The organism is Haloterrigena turkmenica DSM 5511, from assembly GCF_000025325.1.
In the GTDB taxonomy this organism is placed as follows: Archaea; Halobacteriota; Halobacteria; order Halobacteriales; family Natrialbaceae; genus Haloterrigena; species Haloterrigena turkmenica.
In genome coordinates, this window is sequence record NC_013743.1 from 3,212,281 (window position 1) to 3,230,978 (window position 18,698).

Genomic DNA, 18,698 nt, shown 5'->3' on the forward strand with positions numbered 1-18,698 from the left:
GTCGTAAAGGTACTTCGCACGGAACGGAGAGTCAGCCGAATTGAAACGATACCGTACGCGAGGATGCGACGGCGAACCCGCAGGCTCGTCGTCCGTCGACCGACGTGAACGCCTCGAGATAGATACCGGGTTCAGAGCGGTCCCAACCCGGTGGTCCGGATCGGATCATCGACTGCCAGTGAACCGACGCCAGCCGAAGACGCCCCCCTCCGCACAGAGCCACAGGACCCCGAGGGCGATGCCGACGACGTGCAGTATCTGCGGGAGGTGCATCCACGTCGGGAAGACGTACTGGGCCATGGCCTCCCACTCGCGAATCGTCGCCGTGATGGCGCCGGGTTCGTCCTCGACCGCGGTCAGTTCGCTCCCCGGCGGGACATCCGACTGTTCGCCGGCGCCGATGCGATCGGCTTCGTACGCCAGCGGAATGACCGTCCCGTCGGGATCGCCGAACTGCCAGACGATCTCGCCGTCGGAATCGACCTCGAGCACGCGGTTGTTTCGGGAGTCGGTGATGAGCGTGTTGCCGTTGGGCAGTCGGTCGGCGTCTCGAGGCCACTGGAGGGGATCGGTCGCGGGACCGGTGTAGCGCCAGATGCGTTCCTCGGACTCGACGTCGAGTTCGACCACGCGGCCGTTCTCGCTGTCGGCGACGACCATCGTCCCCTGATCTTCGATGCGGTGGGGGTTGTGCTGTTTGTCCAGTACGTCGTGGTTTCCGGGCTCGCCGATGACGTCGACCACCTCGTCGGTCTCCGGATCGACCTCGATGATCACGTCGAAGTTGCGGATGCTCAGCTGGAAGTTGCCGTTCTCGAGGCGGTCGATGTCGTTCATGTGGGTCCAGTCGTCGTGTTCCCCTTCTTTTTCGGGGCCGCCGTACTCCTCGTAGAACGGCGTGCCGGGCGTCAGGTGGTCTTCGGCGTGCCACTCCCAGGTGATCTCGCCGTCGCGGTCGACGGTGAACGCGCGATCGTTCCCCATATCGACGATCGCTGTCTCGCCGTTCTCGAGTCGCTCGACGTCGTGGACCTCGTGCCAGGCGATGAACTCGTCGTACCAGTCGTACTCCCAGACGACCTCGCCCGACTCTTTGTCGATCTCGACGACTCGATTGTGGACGCAGTGGCCGTCTTTCTCCTCGTACTCGAGGTATTCCTCGTCGCAGTCTTCGGCGAGCCGCTTGACGGCGACGGCTGCCAGCACCGTCTCCTCGTCGAGCTGTTCGACCCCGAACACTCTCGATTCCGGTACCGACCACTCCCAGGCGACCTCACCGTCGGGCGTCAGTTCGACGATCCGCCCGGTCTCGTCGTACGAATGGACGCCGACGAGCGTGTTCCCGGGATACCGCCCGTCGTCGTTGACGACTCTGTGTTCTCGTTCGATAACGACCGCCTGGACCCCGAGCGATGCGATCAGAAGGGCGATAACTACAGCGGCGACGGTGACGCGGGTTCGCTGGTTCATACGATTCGATCCACGGAGGGAGTCGTACGGAACTGTACAGTGAAGAGACCCTTAGCGCTAATCGGCGTCTCCGTTGGAAGTCAGGATTTCTATAACGTCGGAGCGGCGAGGGCGTTCGAATACGATTGTCCACCGGCGACGATCCTCGACCAGTGACTCGCGACGATCGATCTACACGCCTGCAACGTGATCCAACCGGTCTCGACGACCCGCTCGACGTGTACGGTCCGGATACCCGACGCCGGCCTTCTATCCGTCCGGTCGAAGGGCGTGACTGACCGTGGAGGAAGACGAGTGCCGACCGTTCGTCCCCACGTCCGGTCCGTCGAACGATATCGGTCCGGACGTCACGCGATCCTTCCTGACGTAGAAATGGCACGAACCGGCCTCCAGCACCCCATATGCTCGCGTTACAGTCAGTAGTAGGCTGTTAGTAAATGGCGTGTCCACCGACCGGTCGGTATGCAACTCGTTCAGGTCTTCGTCCCCAGCGAGGATCACGATACGGTGCGGGAGACGCTCTCCGAGATGGAGGTGGAGTTCGTTTTCAGCGACGTGGACGAGCACCGGGACGGGAGCCTGGCGAACATCCCGGTCCCGGCGGGCGCCGTGGACACGGTCCTCGAGCGCCTGTACGACGCCGGACTCGACGAGGACACGTACACCGTCGTCACCGAAGTCGATCGGGCGACCGTCCCGAACGCCGACGAGTTGACGGACCGGTACGTCGAGGGGCCGAAGGGCGAGCGCGGCGCCTCGCACGTCGAGATTCGAGAGCGTGCGGAGGACCTGACGCCCGATACGGCGACGTACCTCGCGTTCGCGATCGCGAGCGCGGTCGTCGCCGTCGGCGGGCTCTTGCTGGATTCGGCCATCGTCATCGTCGGTGCGATGGTGATCGCGCCGTTCGCGGGGTCGACGCTCTCCGCGAGCGCCGGCGCCGTCATCAGCGACCGCGAGATGGTCGTCGACAGCGCCACGTCGCAGGTGACTGGGCTCGTCGTCGCGTACGTCGGCGCGGTCGTGATGAGCGTGTTCCTCCAACAGACCGGGTTCGTGCCGTCGACGCTGGACGTCGGTCTCGTCGGGCAGGTGAGCGGGTTCGCCACGCCGAACCTCCTGACGCTCGTCATCGCCATCGCGGCCGGGTTCGCCGGGGCGCTCGCGCTCGCGACCGACCTCCCCGTTTCCCTCGCCGGCGTCGCCGTCGCCGCGGCGATCGTCCCCGCCGCCGCCGCGGCCGGCATCGGGACGGCCTGGGGTGAGCCGCTCATTATCGCGGGCGGGATCGTGTTGCTCCTGATGAACATCGTGTTCATCAACCTCACTGCGTACCTCACGCTCATCGCGCTCGGCTACCGCTCGTCGGTGATCCACAACGTCCGCGAGAACGCCGAGGTCTCGCTGCGGACGGGCGCCTACGCCGTCATCGTCCTGTTGTTCCTCGTCGTCGTCGCGCTGACGGCCTTCGGAACGTACCAGCACCTCGTCTTCGAACAGCAGGCGAACGACGAGGTCCAGACCGTGCTCGACGACCCCGAGTACGCGACGCTGGAACTCGCCGGCGTCGAGACTGAGTACAACGACGGGAGCGTGTTCAGCGACGAGGTCTCGGTGACGGTGACCGTGGGGCGCTCGAGCGGCCTCGAGCACGAGGGACTGGCCGAGGAGCTACGGACCGAGATCGATGCCCAGACGAGTCGGTCCGTCAGCGTCGACGTTCGGTTCGTGGACTACCAGCGTGCGGCGGCGATCGGCGACGACGGGCAGAGCGCGTGGTGGCCCCTCGACGAGTGGCCACCGCTCTCGGCGGGTTCCTCAGCCCCGCAGTCGGCGCCACAGGCTGTGACATTTCCGTCGCACCTTGTTGAGGAACGAGCCGATCCGGCGTGATCCGGTGAGGAGCCGCAGCGCCCGGACCGACCGGCCGATGCGGAGCAGTCGAAACGGTCGGAACCACGGAACGACGGTGAGGACGAGAAACCAGTTCGACCGGACGAACTCCCGCGGGCCGCTGTCAGACCAGCGATAGAGGAGCGCGAGGTCGAGGAGGAAGACGACGAGGAGCCACTGGAGGACGCCGCGAACCGTCGCCGCGAGCGACTCGGAGACGACGAGCAGGTCGAAGCTGATCGCGACGTCGACGACGAACAGCACGATCCACAGGAGCGCCGCGACCTCGACGAACGGCGGCCACCAGCGTTCGGCGTCCATCTACCGGCACGTAGGACACCGCGAGTCAAAACGGTACGTCCGCTCGAGCACGGTCATCGGCGCCCTCGCGTTCAGTGAAATATCGGCGGCGCCCTCGCGTTCAGTGAAATATCGGCGGCGAGAGACCGGTTCGCGAGGTGTGCTCGAGTGGAAGGGACTAGCGGTTATCCGTGCGCAGAAACTGCGCGACGCCGGGTGCTCCGTCGACGATCCAGAGCAAGAATACCAGCAGGTACGGTATCGAGTAGATGGCGAGAAAGACGAGGTGCTCTCCGGTCAGCATCTCGCCCGAGAGTTCGCCGAGGATCGCAGTGACGCGTCCGATCAGCGTCACCTCGGAGTCGTACGGCGGCAGCGTAACGACCGGCCAGAGGAGCCTGTCGCCCGGCGACACTCCGAGCTTCGGAACCGCCAGAATCGCGTCGCCGAGGAGATGCGACCAGTAGCCGACGGTGAACGCGATGCCGATATCGCGGCGTCCGGACGCCATCGCCCCGAGGACGAGGAGGCCGACCGGGACGGCGACGAATATGGAGTGTGCGACCGAATACCCCTGCGGAAAGAGGTGGAGCCCCCACGAGAGCGTCTTGTCAACGAGATCCGGAAGCTGCGTGCCGAACAGGAGCGCCAGGACGACGAGCGGACCGTTCGGCGACTCGCGCGTCACGAGTCGGTGACCGAGTGAGTACAGGAGGTAGCCGAAGGCGGCGTGACCCCACGGCATCACGACGGCCTCACCACCACAATCGAATTGAACTCGCTTTCCACACGATGGAAATAGGCACAGGCGATTAAAGTTCTTTACCGACAGAAGGCACCCGGAGGCAGAACACGTTCGGTATGTCGCGCCACGGACGCCGAATGGCGGACGTGCCTCGAGGGCAAATAAACCCCTTCCCGGACGCATGGGCTGAAAAAATTATACGCGCGATCGTCGTCCGTCGTACCATGCGCGAAGCCATCGTGACCCTCAGCGACGCGGCGCTCGAGGCGATGGGCTTCGAGGGGCTCGTCGCGCTCCTCCGAGAGGCGGGGATCCGCGACGTGGAGATGCTCGAGGACCACGGGACCACCTGCGTTCCGCAGATCGACGTCGCGGACCGGCTCGATCCGGAGGGCCTCGAGGACCTCGAATGCGTCAGCGACTGGGAACTGCTCGCCGAGACGGAGACCGGCTATCGGTACCTGCTGGAACTCTCCGCCGCGGAACTGCCCGCGGACGCGACCGAAGACTACGACGCGCTGCTCGGCAACTGCGAGACCTCGGTGACGGATCGCGGTGTCCTGATCTCGCTGGTCGGCTCGCAGGCGGCCATTCGGGAGATGCTCCGGAACTACGAGGCCGCCGGCGCCGTCCCCGACCTCTGTAAGCTCGCTGAGTACGACGGCGAGGCGAACCCGCTGGAATCGCTGACGGGCCGCCAGCGAGAGGTCATCGAGACGGCCTACGAGATGGGGTTCTACGAGGTCCCCCGACGGGCGTCGACGGCGGAGATTGCCGGCGAACTCGGGCTCGAGGACGCGACGGTCTCCGAACACCTCCAGCGGGCCGAGCGGAACCTGCTCACGACGCAACTCCCGACGTAGCGACCGGAACGAACGGTTCGAATCGCTGCGTCGGTTCGCGTTCGCGCTCGAAGTCCAATGGCGACATCACGGCAGATCGACGACTGCGCCGGCCTCGAGCGATCGACGTCCGAGACTGACATAAACCCGCCTAGCAGGCCCGCAAGAATCGGGATGTGATCGCGGCGCGATAGCCGTTCGTGTATGGCAGAACCGACCGCACTCGATGGCGAACGGCGCACCGAATCGACGATCGAAAACGCAACCCGTCCGACGGCCAGTCGGAGCCTGCGCTGGGGCGCGTACCTGCTCGCGCTGTCGGGAGTCGGGCTCATCGCGAACGGAGCGGCGATGCTGTACCGGGTCGTCTTCGAACCCGGTTTCGAGTCGGGTGTCGAGACGCTGGGCGGCGTCACGCGGAGCGAACTCGCGACCACCCACCACGAGGTGGTCCATTACATCGACCACCTCCACGTCAACGTCGCCGGACTCATGGTGGCCGTCGGTATCGCCGTAATCGCGCTCGCCTGGTTCGGGGTTCGGCGCGGCCAGCGGTGGGCGTGGGCGACCGCAGTCGCGCTGCCCGCGGTCTTCCTCGTCCACAGTCTTCCGATCCACCAGACCGCCGGGTTCACGTTCGACGCGCTGGCCCATCTCGGCCCCGGAATCCTGTGGCTACCCGCGTTGCTCGTCGGCACAGTGCTGGCCGACCGCGGGCTGCGATCGATCGACGAACCGGCGGACCGCGACGAGGCCCCCACCGGCTGACCGACGGTCGTCGCGTCTCGAGCGACGACGCTCCGACGGCGATGCGGCTCGAATCCGGCGTCCGAACCGGTAGGTAGCCGGGTGTCGGCCCGGCCGCCGTTATCGGCCCCGTAGCACGGTCTGGACCCTGCTCGAGATCCGTTCCAGCAGCGACGGCTCGGCGTCGGTCGACTCGCTCGCCTCGGCCGTCGTCGGTGGTCCTTCGCGAGCTCTCGGTTCGGGTTCGGGCTCGGACGCCGGCTCGACGGACCGCGACCGATCGTCGGTCGCTGCGGTCTCGCAGTAGGGACAGTCGTCGTTCTCGTCGGCGTAGTACGGTAACCGGCACTCGTCGCACGTCGCTCGCGATCGCGACGCCGATCGGGCGTTCGAGCGGGGCGATTCGTCTCCGGACGCTGATCCGCAGTACGGACAGGCACCGTTGTCGACGTAATACGGGAGCCCACACTCCTCGCACGTCGTCCGCTCCCCGGGCGCAGTAGTATCAGTACTCATGGCCCACTCGAATGTTGCTCGAGAAGCACAATATAGCCACAGTTCACCGCGACTGAACAGACGCGTTTCGGTGAACGTCGACCGGTTCGCCGAGGCCGACGCGTTTGCCGAGGCGTTCCCGACGGAGAACCGCCAGACGATCGAGCGGCGACTCGATAGCGAGGCGTAGACCGATCCGATCGCTCCGGACGCAGTCGGCGACCGCCGTATCGTCCGATCGAGCGCCGATCACACGCGCAGTAAGTTTCGAACCGCGTGATGTGAAACCCCCATAAAAAGCCTCCGAGCACACGGATCCATCGCCTGTCGACAGCTGCCGAACTACAACCGGGATGATAGATAATCGACGACCGTCTGGGACACGTTGAGTGCCCGAACCGCTCAGAACGATCGTAGAGACGACGTATACGTCGAGCTGATCCGTCGAAACGCGCCTCCCTGTTCGATTCTCGAGTCGTCGAGAGAGGGTTCGTCGATCGACGAACCTCCGTTCGAAAAAATATGAGTTATCTGTTCGGAGTACAGCGGTCGAAACGGGTACCTACCGAAATCAACCATGTCTGGCAAATATGACCTCGTTATCGTCGGGGGTGGGATCAGCGGTGCATCGCTCCTGTACACCACCGCGAAGTTCTCCGACGTCGACTCCATCGCACTGATCGAGAAGGAACGGGAAATCGCGGCGATCAACACGAACCACACGAACAACTCCCAGACGCTCCACTTCGGCGATATCGAGACCAACTACACCCTCGAGAAGGCCGAAGAAGTCAAAGAGGGGGCGGAGCTCCTCGCGGGCTATCTCGAGAACCACGACGACGACCGCGAGATGCACGACAAGCGCAGCAAGATGGTGCTGGGCGTCGGCAAAGAGGAAGTCGCCGAACTCGAGCAGCGCTACGAGGGCGAGGGATTCGGCGATCTCTTCCCGAAACTCCAGATGATCGAGCGCGAGGAGATCGCCGACTACGAGCCGAAGGTCGTGGAGGGTCGGGACCCCTCGAAGGAGATGCGCGCGTTACAGACGCCGGACGGCTACGTCGTCGACTACGGTGCGGTGACACAGTCGCTGGTCCGACAGGTCGAGGATGAATCCAACGTCGACGTCTTCACCGGGACGAAAGTCGAGGACATCACGCCGACGCTCGACGGCTACACGATCGAGACGACCGACGGCCGGTTCGACTGTGAGGCCACCGTCGTCGCGGCCGGCTCGCACAGCCTCCAGATCGCCAAGGAGCTCGGCTACGGCGAGGGCAAGGTATTGCTCCCCATCGCGGGGAGTTTCTTCCTCGCGGACGATCTGCTCAACGGGAAGGTCTATACACTCCAAATGAAGAAGCTCCCGTTCGCCGCGGTCCACGGCGACGCGGACGTCCACGACGACTCCATCACGCGGTTCGGTCCGACCGCGAAGCTCGTCCCGACCCTCGAGCGCGGTCGCATCTCGACCGTGAAAGACTTCCTCGACGTGTTCGGACTGAACGCGGCGGCGTTCCTCAGTTACGCGAACATCCTTTCCGACCGAATCCTCCTGCCGTACGTCCTCCGGAACCTCGTCTACGACGTCCCCGAGGTCGGCCCGCGACAGTTCCTCCCGCACGTCCAGAAGGTCGTCCCGAGCGTCGAACTCGAGGACATCGAGCGCGCGAAGGGGTACGGCGGCGTTCGGCCGCAGATCGTCGACACGACCAAGAAATCCCTCGACATGGGAGAGGCGAAGATCGTCGGCGACGACATCATCTTCAACATCACGCCGTCGCCGGGCGCCTCGACCTGTCTGAAAAACGCCGTGCAGGACACCCAGCAGGTCCTCGAGTTCCTCGACGACGACTACGAGTTCGACGAGGAGGCGTTCCGCGCGGAGACGATCGACAACTTCCCGCGCGCGAACTGACGAACGCATCGATCGCTGTCGCTCGGACCTCTTTTCGATCCCGTTCGCGGTTTCGTGCTCGAAGCGTGATGCAGGTCGACCCTCCGCGTCGCCGGCTCATACCGACCACGAAACGTCGTCCTACACTCGTCACACCGAGCCCGCCCGACCGATCCGGCCGATACGTCTGAGCCGAGTGACCGCCCGTCGAGAATCAATCCCACCAGTACGACGGCGTCAGCACGACCAGCACCGTGAGGATCTCGAGGCGGCCGATCCACATCAGGAACACCATGTAGAGTTTGGCCGCGTCGGTAAACGGTAGGAAGCTGTTCATCGGCCCGACGATGCCGAAGCCCGGGCCGACGTTCCCGAGCGTGGCAATGGTCGCACTCATCGCCTCGAGCGCGGTCAGGTCCGCTTCGATCCGATGGGTATCGAAGTAGATAAGCAGCGTCGAGACGGCAAAGAGGACGAGAAACAGCAGCGTGAAGGCGAGCAGCCCGTAGATCGTCTCCTCGTCGAGGACCTCGTCGGAGACGCGGATCGGGATCACCGCGTTGGGGTGGACGTCGGTGAGTAGCTCGCGGCGGACGACCCGTTGGATGACGTACCAGCGGACGATCTTGATCGAGCCCGCGGCGGAGCCGACGGAGCCGCCGAGAAACATCGCGAACAGGAGGACGGTCTGGGTCGGCTCGCTCCACGTGTTGAAGTCCATGCTGGCGTAGCCGGTCGTCGTGATGAACGCCAGCGACTGGAACAGCGCGTGCCGGGCCGATGCCTCGAGGTTACCGGGGATGGTGCCGACGAACTCGGGGGTCTCCGCCAATCCGAGGCCGGTCACCAGAAAAGCGGTTAGAATCGCCCCGACGAACCCGACCGTCCCGACGTACGAGCGGAACTCGGCGTTCTCGAACAGGCGGTCCGATCGCCCGTTGAACGCGTGCCAGAAGAGCGCGAAGTTGGTGCCGGCGATCAGCATGAACGGCATCACCGCCCACTGGATGAACGGACTGAACGCCTCGACGCTGCGCGCTTCGGGCGAGAACCCGCCCGTCGGCATCGTCGTGAGCGCGTGGGCGACGGCGTTGTAGAGGTCCATGTTCGGTGCGAGACCGACCAGATGGAGCGCGTAGTAGAGGCCGAACGCGAGTAGCGTGAACCCGATGTAGATCCGCCACAGCGCACGCGCGGTCTCCCGGATACCCGGCGTGAGCCGTTCGAAACTGAATCCCGGAGCCTCCTCCTCCATCAGCTGTGCGCCGCCGACGGACAGCTTCGGGAGGATCGCGACCATCAGGACGATGATTCCCATCCCACCGAGCCACTGGGTGAGCTGGCGCCACATGAGGATCGATCGAGAGTGTCGCTCGACGGAGATCTCACCGAGGACGGTCGATCCCGTCGTCGTGAACCCGGACATCGACTCGAAGAGCGCGTTCACGGGCGAGGCGATCGTCCCCTGACCGGCGACGAGGTAGGGGAGCATACCGACCAGCGGCACGGCGAGCCACGTCAGGGAGACGAACAGGAACCCCTCGCGGCGACCGAGCTCCGGCTCCGGATGGAGCTCTTCGAGACCGATGCCGACGGCGAGCGCGACGACGATCGTAACGACGAACGGGAGGACGGATTCCCCGTAGATGACCGCGATCGCCAGCGGGAGAAACAGCGGGACGGTCGTATACTTTAGAACGGTTCCGACGAGACTCAGCGAGATTCGATAGTCGACGTGGAGATCCATCGTTGTCGAGTGTGATACTGCGAACTGCCATGAATCGACGGCCCGCGAGTCGAAGCAGGGACCTGACGGCCGTCGAAAGACGCTGCCGGCTGTCGAGACGCGTTCGCGATTCGCTTTCGATTCGCTCACAGTGGACCGGATCGGCGCCGAATTACGCCTCGCACGGGGAGTCCCGGAACTGATCGAGACACGCGTAGCTGGCACCGCAATCCTCACAGACCCATTCGTCGGACACCGTGTGATCGCCGATCTCTCGAGGCCACTCCGAGCTCATAGTCGACGCTGCCACGGGCGGAACCGTAAGCGTACCGCCATCGTCGCTCGAGTGTCGGTCACTCGAGCGAAAAACCAGCGTCCGCCAGCGAGTCGGCGTTCGTCCAGTACTCCGCGATGGTTTCTTCGGCCCACGACCGGACCGCCTCGTCGTCGGTGTCGATCGACGCCCGCAGAACGCCCTGCTCGTCGCGTAGGAGCAGGTAGACGACGTCGTCGAGGAGCATCACCGCGAGCGGAACCGACCCGTCGCGGACCCGGATCGCAGTCCCGTCGGTCGCCAGCAGCGCCTCGAGTCGGTCCCGGAGCGCCGCGTCGTCGACGAGGGCCTCGATCGCGCTTCGGGAGAAGACGCCCCGAAACGTCTGCTCACTCGTTTCCGCCCGGTCCTGGACGAGCGATAGCGTCTGTTCGTTGAAGGCGTGGGAGACCGTCCGAACGTCGTCGGCGCCCTCGAGCAACTCGAGCAGCCGCGACAGCGGCGCGTTCGGTCGGGTCTGGCTGGGCGTGGTGATCGTCGCGTCGGCCAGCCGCCGGAGGTCGAAGGTCAGTTCCGTACGCGGCAGGTAGTCGACGACCTCGCGGAGTCGCCGTTCGGTCTCGATGATTCGCTGGAGGTCGGTGATCCCCGACGCGACGAGCCGCCCTGTCGCCGTCGCAACGTACTCGCTGCCCTCGCGGCGGATCCACGACCGCTCCCGAAAATCGCCGAGAATGCGCCCCAGCGTCGCCTGCGAGGCCCCGGTCGCCGCGGCCAGTTCGTTGCGGGTGTGGCCCTCCTCGGCGAGAGACTCGAGCACCTCGACGCGGTTGGCCGAGAGCGCGAGGAACTCGATCTCCTCGAGTGCCGATTCCATACGCTTCGTTCGACCCCGTACGGGAAAGCCGTTTCGCACCGTGAAATCATTTCATACCCTGATCGAGTGCATCGAGGATGCACGGCTTTCCCCCGTCGTCAGTCCGCTCTCACCGGCGCAGCCTTTCTTGTCGTGAAATATTTTCTGAACGAAACTATATGACCTGGCCACCTACGTAGATGTATAATGATCCTCGAAGAATTTCTGCCGGCCGACGATCCGTCGGCGACTTCGCTGTCCGATCGTACGGGTGCGGTGGTGATCGACCAGTGATCGACCGTCGAACGCTCGCGTTCTTCGTCCTCTCGAGCGTCTTCTTCGGGGGAACGTTCGTCGCGGCGAAGGCCGGCCTCGAGTACTTCCCGCCGCTGCTGTTCGTCGCGATCCGGTTCGACGTGGCCGCGCTGGTCATGCTGGGATACGTCGCGCTCACCGTCTCGGGCGACGACCTCAGACCCGAAACGCGGGGCGACGTCGTCGGAATCCTCGCGACCGGCGGCCTCGTGATCGGACTGGCCAACGCCCTCCTATTCGTCGGCCAGCAGTACGCGACCAGCGCCGTCGGCGCGATCGTCTTCAGCCTCAACCCGATCCTGACGCCGGTGTTCGCGGCCGTCCTCCTCTCCGACGAACGGCTCTCGCGTCGCGGTGCGGTCGGGATGGGGCTCGGCCTGCTCGGCGTCGCGCTCGTGGTCAGCCCCGATCCCGCGGCCCTGCTGGGCGGCGACGCGTTCGGTCGGGCGATCCTCTTCGCCGGCGCGATCTGTGCCGCACTGGGCGCGGTCCTCATTCGCCGGGCCGGCTCGACGGCCACGCTCTCGAGTACGGTCCGGATCGCGTGGGGGCTCCCGATCGCGGCGGCCCTCTGTCACGGCTTCGCCTACTCGACCGGCGAGTCGATGGCGTCGATCTCGTGGACGACCGACGCGCTCCTCGCGCTGGGCTACGTCAGCATCGTCGCCGGCGTCCTCGCGTACATCGCCTACTTCGGACTGCTCGAGGCGACCGAGGCGACGACGGCGAACCTGATCTTCTACGTCGTACCCGTCGTCTCGACGCTGGGCGGCTGGGCGATCTTAGACGAGGCCGTCGCGACGTCGGCGGTCGTCGGCTTCCTGACGATCTTCGCCGGCTTCGCCGTCATCGGCAGCGACTCCGTCGATATCGACCTCCGCTCGCGGCTGCCCGGCCTGACGATCAATGGGCCGGTCCACGAGGAAGGCTCGTCCGTCACCGAGGAACCGTGCGGCTACCGCTCGGACTGAGCCGGCCGTACACAGCCGTCTTCTCGACCGAGACTGTTCGTTGAAACGTGGCGATGCCGAGATGAACCGAGCCGCTCGAGCGGCGCCGTCCTCGAGACTCGAACGACTGATCTGCATGAGAACGCCGGCAGGTCGCTCAACCCCGCGGTTCTCGTAGCGTGGATACTCGCCGCCCCTGCGACCGCTCCCGGTTTCGCGTTCGGAGGCGTCGGCACCCTATCCATGTCACTTGCATCCTACGAACTCCACGAACGGCTCGACCGACTCTCGTCTGCAAGCGCCGACCGCGACATTCTCGTCAGTCTCGCCGTCCCGCCCGAGGAGACGATCGGCGAGGCCCGCCAACCCGTCGAGACCGACTACGCGGAGGCGAGCCAACTCGACGAGCAGTCGTTTCCGAAGCCGCTCACCGACGCGCTCGAGACCGTCCGGAGCGAACTGACCGAGTACGACGAGATCCCCGACAGCGGGCTGGCGATCTACGCCGGCGTTCCCGACGGCGACCTCGTGACGGTCGTCTTCGACGATCTACCGGTCCCCATCGACGACTCGATCTACCGCCACGCCAACGAGTTCGACCTCGAGCCACTCGAGGACGTCACCGAGCCCGAGTCGACCCACGGCCTGCTGGTCGTCGAACGCGGCGGCGCCGCGCTGGGCGTGCTCGACGACGAGGGCGTCGAGCCCCTCGAGAGCTTCGAGAGCGAGGTTCCCGGGAAGTCGAGCGCCGGCGGCCAGTCCGCCGAGCGGTTCGAACGCGACCGCGAGCGCCAGAAGCGGGAGTTCTTCGACGAGGTCGCCGACCGTGCCGAACGGACGTTCCTCGGCGACGACGCCGTCGACAGCGTCCTGCTGGGCGGGACGACGGGCACCGTCGAGACGTTCCGAGATGAGGCCGACCTCGACCACCGCCTCGAGGACCGTCTCGCCGGCGAGTTCGCCGTCGAGTACGCGACTCAGCAGGGCCTCGAACAACTCGCGGAGAAGGGTCAGGAAGCCCTCGAGGAACGCGACCGGGACGACGTTCGCGAGACACTCGGCGAGTTCCTCGATCGGGTCGGCGACGACGACCCCGTCGCCTACGGCCGCGAAGCGGTCGACGACGCCCTCGAGTTCGACGCGGTCGAGACGCTGCTGCTCTCGACGGGGCTGGAGGGCGAGGACCTGCAGGAACTCGGCGAACGGACTGAACAGCAGGGCGGCGAGACCGTCGTCGTTCCCGACGACTTCCCCGATGGCAACCGGTTCGCCGAAGCGTTCGACGGCGTCGGCGCGCTGTTGCGGTTCCCGATCGACTGACGATCCGCACCGAAAACGTGGCCGTAAATAAGTACATTACAGACACAGTCAGATAAAACATCATATCATATTCGGCGACGTAACTTTTAGATATCGACGAACTATCCCTCCGGGAGACCAAATTCTTAAATGTGGCAGTCGCGATTGAGTTGATAATGGATGGGCCAAATTCCTTTGGGAAAATACTTTTAGTGGAGGACAATCCCGGGGACGTTCGACTGACGAAGGAGTTGTTGAAGGAGGCCGGGTTCGATCCGACCGTTCACGTCGTCTCCGACGGGCCCGATGCGCTGGACTTCCTCCACCAGCGCGGCGAGTACGCCGACGCTCCGCGACCGGACGCGATCCTCCTCGATCTGCATCTCCCGCGGATGAACGGAGAGGAGATCCTCGAGGAGATGGACGACGACAGCAGGGACGTTCCCATCATCGTCCTTTCGGGCACGCAGCAGGAACAGGTGTTCGAAGACGACGATATCGCGGCCGTCGTAGACGCTCGCGTGGAGAAGCCGCTCGATCCGGACGAGTTCGACGCGATCGTGCAGTCGCTGTCAGAACAGCCCGCCGAATGACCGAGCACCGTCTCTCTTCTCGCTAAAACCCGCGGCGGTTGCAGGCACGACGCGCTTTACTCGCGAGCCGAGACCGTCCAGTATGTGTGCGACATTCAGCGACGACGACGTCGGAAAACCCGTCGAGCGAGCGGACGGGAAGGTGATCGGGACCGTCGACGCAATCGAGGGGGACCGAGCCCGAGTCGAGCCGGCTCCCGACGCGCTCGACTCGATCATGGCCAGGTTCGGTTGGGGCGACAGCATCGATCCCTTCGTCCTCGAGGCCGACGCCGTCGACGCGGTCTCCGATACCCGAATCCATCTCGCGGAGGAGTTTGCGACCGAGGAGACGGAGACGACGGCCGCGGACGAACGATCCGAAGACCGCCGAGATAACCCGCAGAATCGACCGGATCAGTGAGGGTGAGCGCGAGCGCGTTCCGGACGGACCGCGGGCCCTGACGATTGCAGGCACCACTGGCTTCCCGCGAGTAGTGGTAGCCTCGCGCATGTGTGCAACGTTTTCGAACGATGACGTCGGCAAGTCCGTCGTGAACGACAACGGCGAGGAGGTCGGCGTCGTCACGTCGGTCGAAGGGGACGTCGCCCACGTCAGACCCGAAACGGAGGCAGTCGATTCGGTCAAATCCTCGATCGGCTGGGAGGGCGTCGCCAACGCCGCGCATCCGCTCGACACCGATTCCGTCCGCGAGATAACGGACCACGCCGTCCGTCTCGAGGGCGAGTTGCCGTCGGTCGAGGAGCGGGAACTCGAGGCGGCCGTCGATTCGAACACCGGCGACGAGGCGGACGGGGAGCGAACCGAACCCACCGGCGGCTCGGCCGGCACCGAGGAAACCGAGATCGCGGAGGACCTCCGCGACGAGACCGACGAGGAGACTCTCGAGGAGACGGACGCGATCGACGAGAGCGGGACGGATACGGACGAAGGGAGAGAGTCCGATGTGAACGGCGACCGCGGAGCGACCGCACCCGACGACCCCGAAACGGGACGCGACCGGACGAGCGATCGCGGCCTCGAGGCCGATCCGACGGAACTGGCCAGACGGGAGCGCGAGGGCGGCACCCGCCCCGGAGCGTCGGTCGAGCCGACCGACGATTTCGAGTCCACCGACGCTGCCGTCGATCCCAACGCGGAGACGGAGGCGACCGATGCGGCCGTCGATCGTGACGACGACTTCGAGACGACCGACGCCGCCGTCGACCGAACCGACGAACCGCGGCGGGACGATCTCGAGACGGAGCAGCTGAGCGATCGGACCGAGGACGGGGACGCCGACGGCGACGACGACCGGCGCGAAAACTGACGCGGGCGCCGACCGATAGCGTCGGTTCGGCGCGACCGGAACGGACACGAGCGACCGAACGTTTTTCCGAGATCGGGCGGCCAACGCGGCTATGAGTGAGCGTTGTCTGCACTGCGGGAAGCCCCTCGGCGGTCGGACGGCACTGTGCTACGGCTGCGAGTCCGACGGAATCGAGCCGGCGGACGTCGTCAACGTCGACGCCGAGATCACCGAGCGGGTCGAGGAGTACGTCATCGTCTCGGCGACGAACTGCGCCGAGTGCGACGCGCTCCACGGGACTGTCACCGTTGACGGACACTCGTATACCGCCGCCGACTTCGGCCTCGAGTCGCTCGAGGACTGGCGCGAGGAACTGGACGAACGCGAGGCGTGGCTCCGAGCGCACGCCGACGCGGTCGAACGGGCGCTCGTGCTCCTCGAGGCCGAGTGGCCGGAGTCGGTGCAGGCGATTCGGGACCACGTGCTGTCCTGACCGGCTCGCCGTGGCTCGCCGGCCCGGACACTATGGATCGCCGCCCGCTAGGAGGCCTATGTTCGGTCGAGACAGCGAGCGCGGAACCGACGGTATCGACGTCGCCGGCGCGGGCAACGATCGGTCGATCGTGTTCGTCCACGGCGCGATGTTCACGCGGAAGATGTGGCTCCCCCAACAGCGGGCGCTGTCGTCGGAGTATCGCGTCGTCACGTTCGACCTGCCCGGTCACGGCACCGATGGCGACGAGCAGTTCCGGATGGAGCCCGCGATCGATCGCCTCGAGCGCACCATCGAGGAGCACGCCGGCGGAACGGCGGTGGTGGTCGGGCTCTCACTGGGTGGCTACGTCGCGACGGAGTACGCCGCTCGCCGCCCCGAGACCGTCGACGGGCTCGTGTTGTCGGGCTCGAGCGTGAACCCGGTCGGCGGGATGGAGACGCTCACGCGGGCGACCGGGGCCATCCATCGGCTCGCCACGAAGCCCGACATCGGCTGTCGAGCCGTCGAGAAACTCGGCTACCGCTGGGTTCGCAACCGCGATCTCCCCGCGGACATCGAACGGGAGATCATCGACTCGGGCATCTACCCGCGGGAGTTCGGCAACGCGGGCCCGTTCATCGCGGGCGAGGACTTCCGGGGGAAGCTGTCGACCTATCCCGGCCCGACGCTCGTGCTCAACGGCGAGAACGATAAGCTCATGCGCCGCGGCGAGCGCAAACACGCAGCGGCGGCCCAGGACGGTCGCGTCGAAGTGCTCGCCGGCGTCGGCCACATCTGTAACCTCCACCGGCCGGAGACGTACACGTCGCGGGTTCGGAACTTCGTGCGACAGCGCGTCGCCCCGCGGCGCTGAGGCGGCGGTGCCGGTCGGCACCGAAAAGGAAGACGGTGACGGGACGGAGTCGATCGGAAACGGGTCGGAGAGACGAAGCGGGGCCGATCAGGAGCGACGTTCGCCGACCATATCGCGGACGCGGCCGGGGATGCCGAGGATGGAGATCCCGAAGCCGAACAGCACCATCAGCACGTAGACCCCGAGCGTCGAGGTCCAGACGACGAGCATCGCGAGGATCGCCCAACCACCCTCGAGGAAGTAAAACGCCCCGACGGACATCGCCGTCCCGTAGAGTAAGACGAGATACGGCCCCCAGTCGGTGGCGTGGCCTCGTCGCTGCTTTCGGCGGACGTAGCGCTTGAGCTCGCTCTCGAGGGACTCCTTTCTGACGGTGCGGCGTTCGACGTTGTCCTCGAACGAGTCGACTCGATCGCGCAGGCGTTCGATCTCCTCGCGAAGCGCTTCGGGATCCTCCGATCGATCCCGCGTGCGGGCGCTTCGACGGCGGCTCGATCCCGCCTCCGTCGATTCCGTAGCCGTCCCTGCGCGATCGTCCGTCGCCCCCTCGTCGGCACCCGTGGCGTCGTCGGTCATCGCTTCTGTCGAAAACTGTCGATGTCCGGGACTTTGTAGCTGCCGATCCACTTCACGGTCGGCGAGGACCGCGTTGAGGACGGCGCCGAAGACGAGGATAATCGACCCGAGGTACAGCCAGGCGAGCACGAGAAAGACGGCCCCGAGCGCGCCGTAGACGACGTAATCGCCGGCGACCGTGGCGTAGAGGGAGAACGTCCGGCTCAGGGCGTACCAGCCGACGGCGGCGACGAGCGTCCCCGGAAGCGCCTCCCGGAGGTCGACGTCGGCGTCGGGGAAGACGACGTACAGCGGCAGGAAGGTCACGGTCAGTCCGAGCAAGACGAAGATCGGGCCGATGATCGTCGCCCCCAGGAAGGGCACGTACCGGATCAGCAGTTCGAGGGCGGCGACGAGCGCGAGCCCGGCCGTGATCACGAGGAAGACGACCATCGCGTCCCAGGCGGTGTCGAGCAGCGACTTCGAGCCGGCGGTGCCGTACACCTGTGAGAAGGCCCGATCGAGGCCGCGGAGCACGCGACTCGAGCCCCACAGCAGGCCGAGCGCGCCGGCGACGGTCGCGCTCTGCCGGCCGGTGTCGTCCAGCACCGTCTCGGCGAGCAGTTCCCGGGCCGACTCCGTGAGGACGTCGGTGGCCGCGGCCGTCAGCCGTTCGGCCAGCGCCTCGCCGCCGATCGAAGCCGCGAGCCCCAAGGCGAGCAACATCAGCGGCACGAGCGAGATGAATCCGTAGAAGGCGACGCCGGCCGCGAGCAGCGTCAACTGCTCGCTGCGAGCGAGGCGGAGAGCGTCACCCGCGAGTTCGAAGTCGAAGCCGTGGTCGGTCACGGATCGTAATTGGCTACGGCCAGCGGCATATGCGGTCGTGTGGCACAGGCTTGCACGAGACTTCTCGCCGGCGAGTGGTGCGCCGACGGAGCGAATCGCCCGTCGCGGAACCGGAACGGTGGCATACTAACGACAGCGGGCGGTCCCCCTATCAGTATTCGACGGATAGACGCGCGAGCGCATTCGTATCGGTCCCGTATTGTCGGGTTTCTCTCATCGATTGATCTATAGGACGCCGTTGCTCCGCCGTACGG

The 18,698-nt window shown here is 65.7% G+C and carries 18 protein-coding genes; 11 read left to right on the forward strand and 7 right to left on the reverse strand.

The features are described 5' to 3' along the window. Positions 1-165: 165 nt before the first annotated feature. Positions 166-1,470: an aryl-sulfate sulfotransferase gene (locus HTUR_RS15415; protein WP_012944251.1), complete on the reverse strand. Its 1,305-nt coding sequence runs from the start codon at positions 1,468-1,470 to the stop codon at positions 166-168. A gap of 462 nt (positions 1,471-1,932) precedes the next feature. Here HTUR_RS15415 and HTUR_RS15420 point away from each other — a divergent pair, with 462 nt between their 5' ends. Beyond that, positions 1,933-3,363 carry a DUF389 domain-containing protein gene (locus HTUR_RS15420; protein WP_012944252.1) on the forward strand — a complete coding sequence of 477 codons (1,431 nt, stop codon included), beginning with the start codon at positions 1,933-1,935 and terminating at the stop codon, positions 3,361-3,363. On the opposite strand, the gene HTUR_RS15425 is transcribed toward HTUR_RS15420, so the two are convergent. After that, positions 3,289-3,684, reverse strand: a complete 396-nt coding sequence (locus HTUR_RS15425) for a hypothetical protein (protein ID WP_012944253.1) — start codon at positions 3,682-3,684, stop codon at positions 3,289-3,291. The two genes, HTUR_RS15420 and HTUR_RS15425, sit on opposite strands and share 75 nt — an antisense overlap. Positions 3,685-3,841: 157 nt before the next feature. After that, positions 3,842-4,408, reverse strand: coding sequence for a metal-dependent hydrolase (locus tag HTUR_RS15430; RefSeq protein ID WP_012944254.1), 567 nt, complete (start codon positions 4,406-4,408; stop codon positions 3,842-3,844). A 224-nt stretch (positions 4,409-4,632) separates the two neighbouring features. On the opposite strand from HTUR_RS15430, the gene HTUR_RS15435 reads away from it, so the two are divergent. Beyond that, positions 4,633-5,271 (forward strand): helix-turn-helix domain-containing protein, encoded by a 639-nt coding sequence (locus tag HTUR_RS15435; RefSeq protein WP_012944255.1) that lies wholly within the window; start codon positions 4,633-4,635, stop codon positions 5,269-5,271. A 183-nt stretch (positions 5,272-5,454) separates the two neighbouring features. After that, entirely contained in the window at positions 5,455-6,018 is a 564-nt protein-coding gene (locus tag HTUR_RS15440; protein ID WP_012944256.1) for a hypothetical protein, read from the forward strand. A gap of 99 nt (positions 6,019-6,117) precedes the next feature. On the opposite strand, the gene HTUR_RS27490 is transcribed toward HTUR_RS15440, so the two are convergent. Beyond that, complete coding sequence (locus HTUR_RS27490) at positions 6,118-6,513, reverse strand: hypothetical protein (RefSeq protein ID WP_012944257.1); 396 nt, start codon at positions 6,511-6,513, stop codon at positions 6,118-6,120. A 556-nt stretch (positions 6,514-7,069) separates the two neighbouring features. Between HTUR_RS27490 and HTUR_RS15455 the strand changes: the two genes are divergently transcribed. Further along, positions 7,070-8,410 (forward strand): FAD-dependent oxidoreductase, encoded by a 1,341-nt coding sequence (locus tag HTUR_RS15455; protein ID WP_012944258.1) that lies wholly within the window; start codon positions 7,070-7,072, stop codon positions 8,408-8,410. A gap of 193 nt (positions 8,411-8,603) precedes the next feature. Here the strand turns inward: HTUR_RS15455 and HTUR_RS15460 are convergent, their stop codons facing one another. Continuing rightward, a complete protein-coding gene (locus tag HTUR_RS15460; protein WP_012944259.1) occupies positions 8,604-10,136 on the reverse strand; it encodes a TrkH family potassium uptake protein in 1,533 nt (510 codons plus the stop codon). Between the two features lie 332 nt (positions 10,137-10,468). Further along, positions 10,469-11,266 carry a helix-turn-helix transcriptional regulator gene (locus HTUR_RS15465; protein ID WP_012944261.1) on the reverse strand — a complete coding sequence of 266 codons (798 nt, stop codon included), beginning with the start codon at positions 11,264-11,266 and terminating at the stop codon, positions 10,469-10,471. Positions 11,267-11,535: 269 nt separating this feature from the next. On the opposite strand from HTUR_RS15465, the gene HTUR_RS15470 reads away from it, so the two are divergent. The 7 genes from HTUR_RS15470 to HTUR_RS15500 all read left to right on the forward strand — a co-directional run bounded on the left by HTUR_RS15470 (position 11,536) and on the right by HTUR_RS15500 (position 17,040). Then, complete coding sequence (locus HTUR_RS15470) at positions 11,536-12,531, forward strand: DMT family transporter (protein ID WP_012944262.1); 996 nt, start codon at positions 11,536-11,538, stop codon at positions 12,529-12,531. A gap of 222 nt (positions 12,532-12,753) precedes the next feature. Next, entirely contained in the window at positions 12,754-13,830 is a 1,077-nt protein-coding gene (locus tag HTUR_RS15475; protein WP_012944263.1) for a Vms1/Ankzf1 family peptidyl-tRNA hydrolase, read from the forward strand. A gap of 155 nt (positions 13,831-13,985) precedes the next feature. Continuing rightward, positions 13,986-14,402 carry a response regulator gene (locus HTUR_RS15480; RefSeq protein WP_012944264.1) on the forward strand — a complete coding sequence of 139 codons (417 nt, stop codon included), beginning with the start codon at positions 13,986-13,988 and terminating at the stop codon, positions 14,400-14,402. Between the two features lie 82 nt (positions 14,403-14,484). Beyond that, entirely contained in the window at positions 14,485-14,805 is a 321-nt protein-coding gene (locus HTUR_RS15485) for a hypothetical protein (RefSeq protein ID WP_012944265.1), read from the forward strand. A 130-nt stretch (positions 14,806-14,935) separates the two neighbouring features. Next, positions 14,936-15,712, forward strand: a complete 777-nt coding sequence (locus tag HTUR_RS15490; protein WP_226377455.1) for a hypothetical protein — start codon at positions 14,936-14,938, stop codon at positions 15,710-15,712. Between the two features lie 91 nt (positions 15,713-15,803). Further along, positions 15,804-16,184: a hypothetical protein gene (locus tag HTUR_RS15495; protein ID WP_012944267.1), complete on the forward strand. Its 381-nt coding sequence runs from the start codon at positions 15,804-15,806 to the stop codon at positions 16,182-16,184. A gap of 58 nt (positions 16,185-16,242) precedes the next feature. Continuing rightward, a complete protein-coding gene (locus HTUR_RS15500) occupies positions 16,243-17,040 on the forward strand; it encodes an alpha/beta fold hydrolase (RefSeq protein WP_012944268.1) in 798 nt (265 codons plus the stop codon). A gap of 87 nt (positions 17,041-17,127) precedes the next feature. Here HTUR_RS15500 and HTUR_RS15505 read toward each other — a convergent pair whose 3' ends face one another. After that, positions 17,128-18,444 (reverse strand): YihY/virulence factor BrkB family protein, encoded by a 1,317-nt coding sequence (locus tag HTUR_RS15505; protein WP_012944269.1) that lies wholly within the window; start codon positions 18,442-18,444, stop codon positions 17,128-17,130. Between the last annotated feature and the right edge of the window lie 254 nt (positions 18,445-18,698).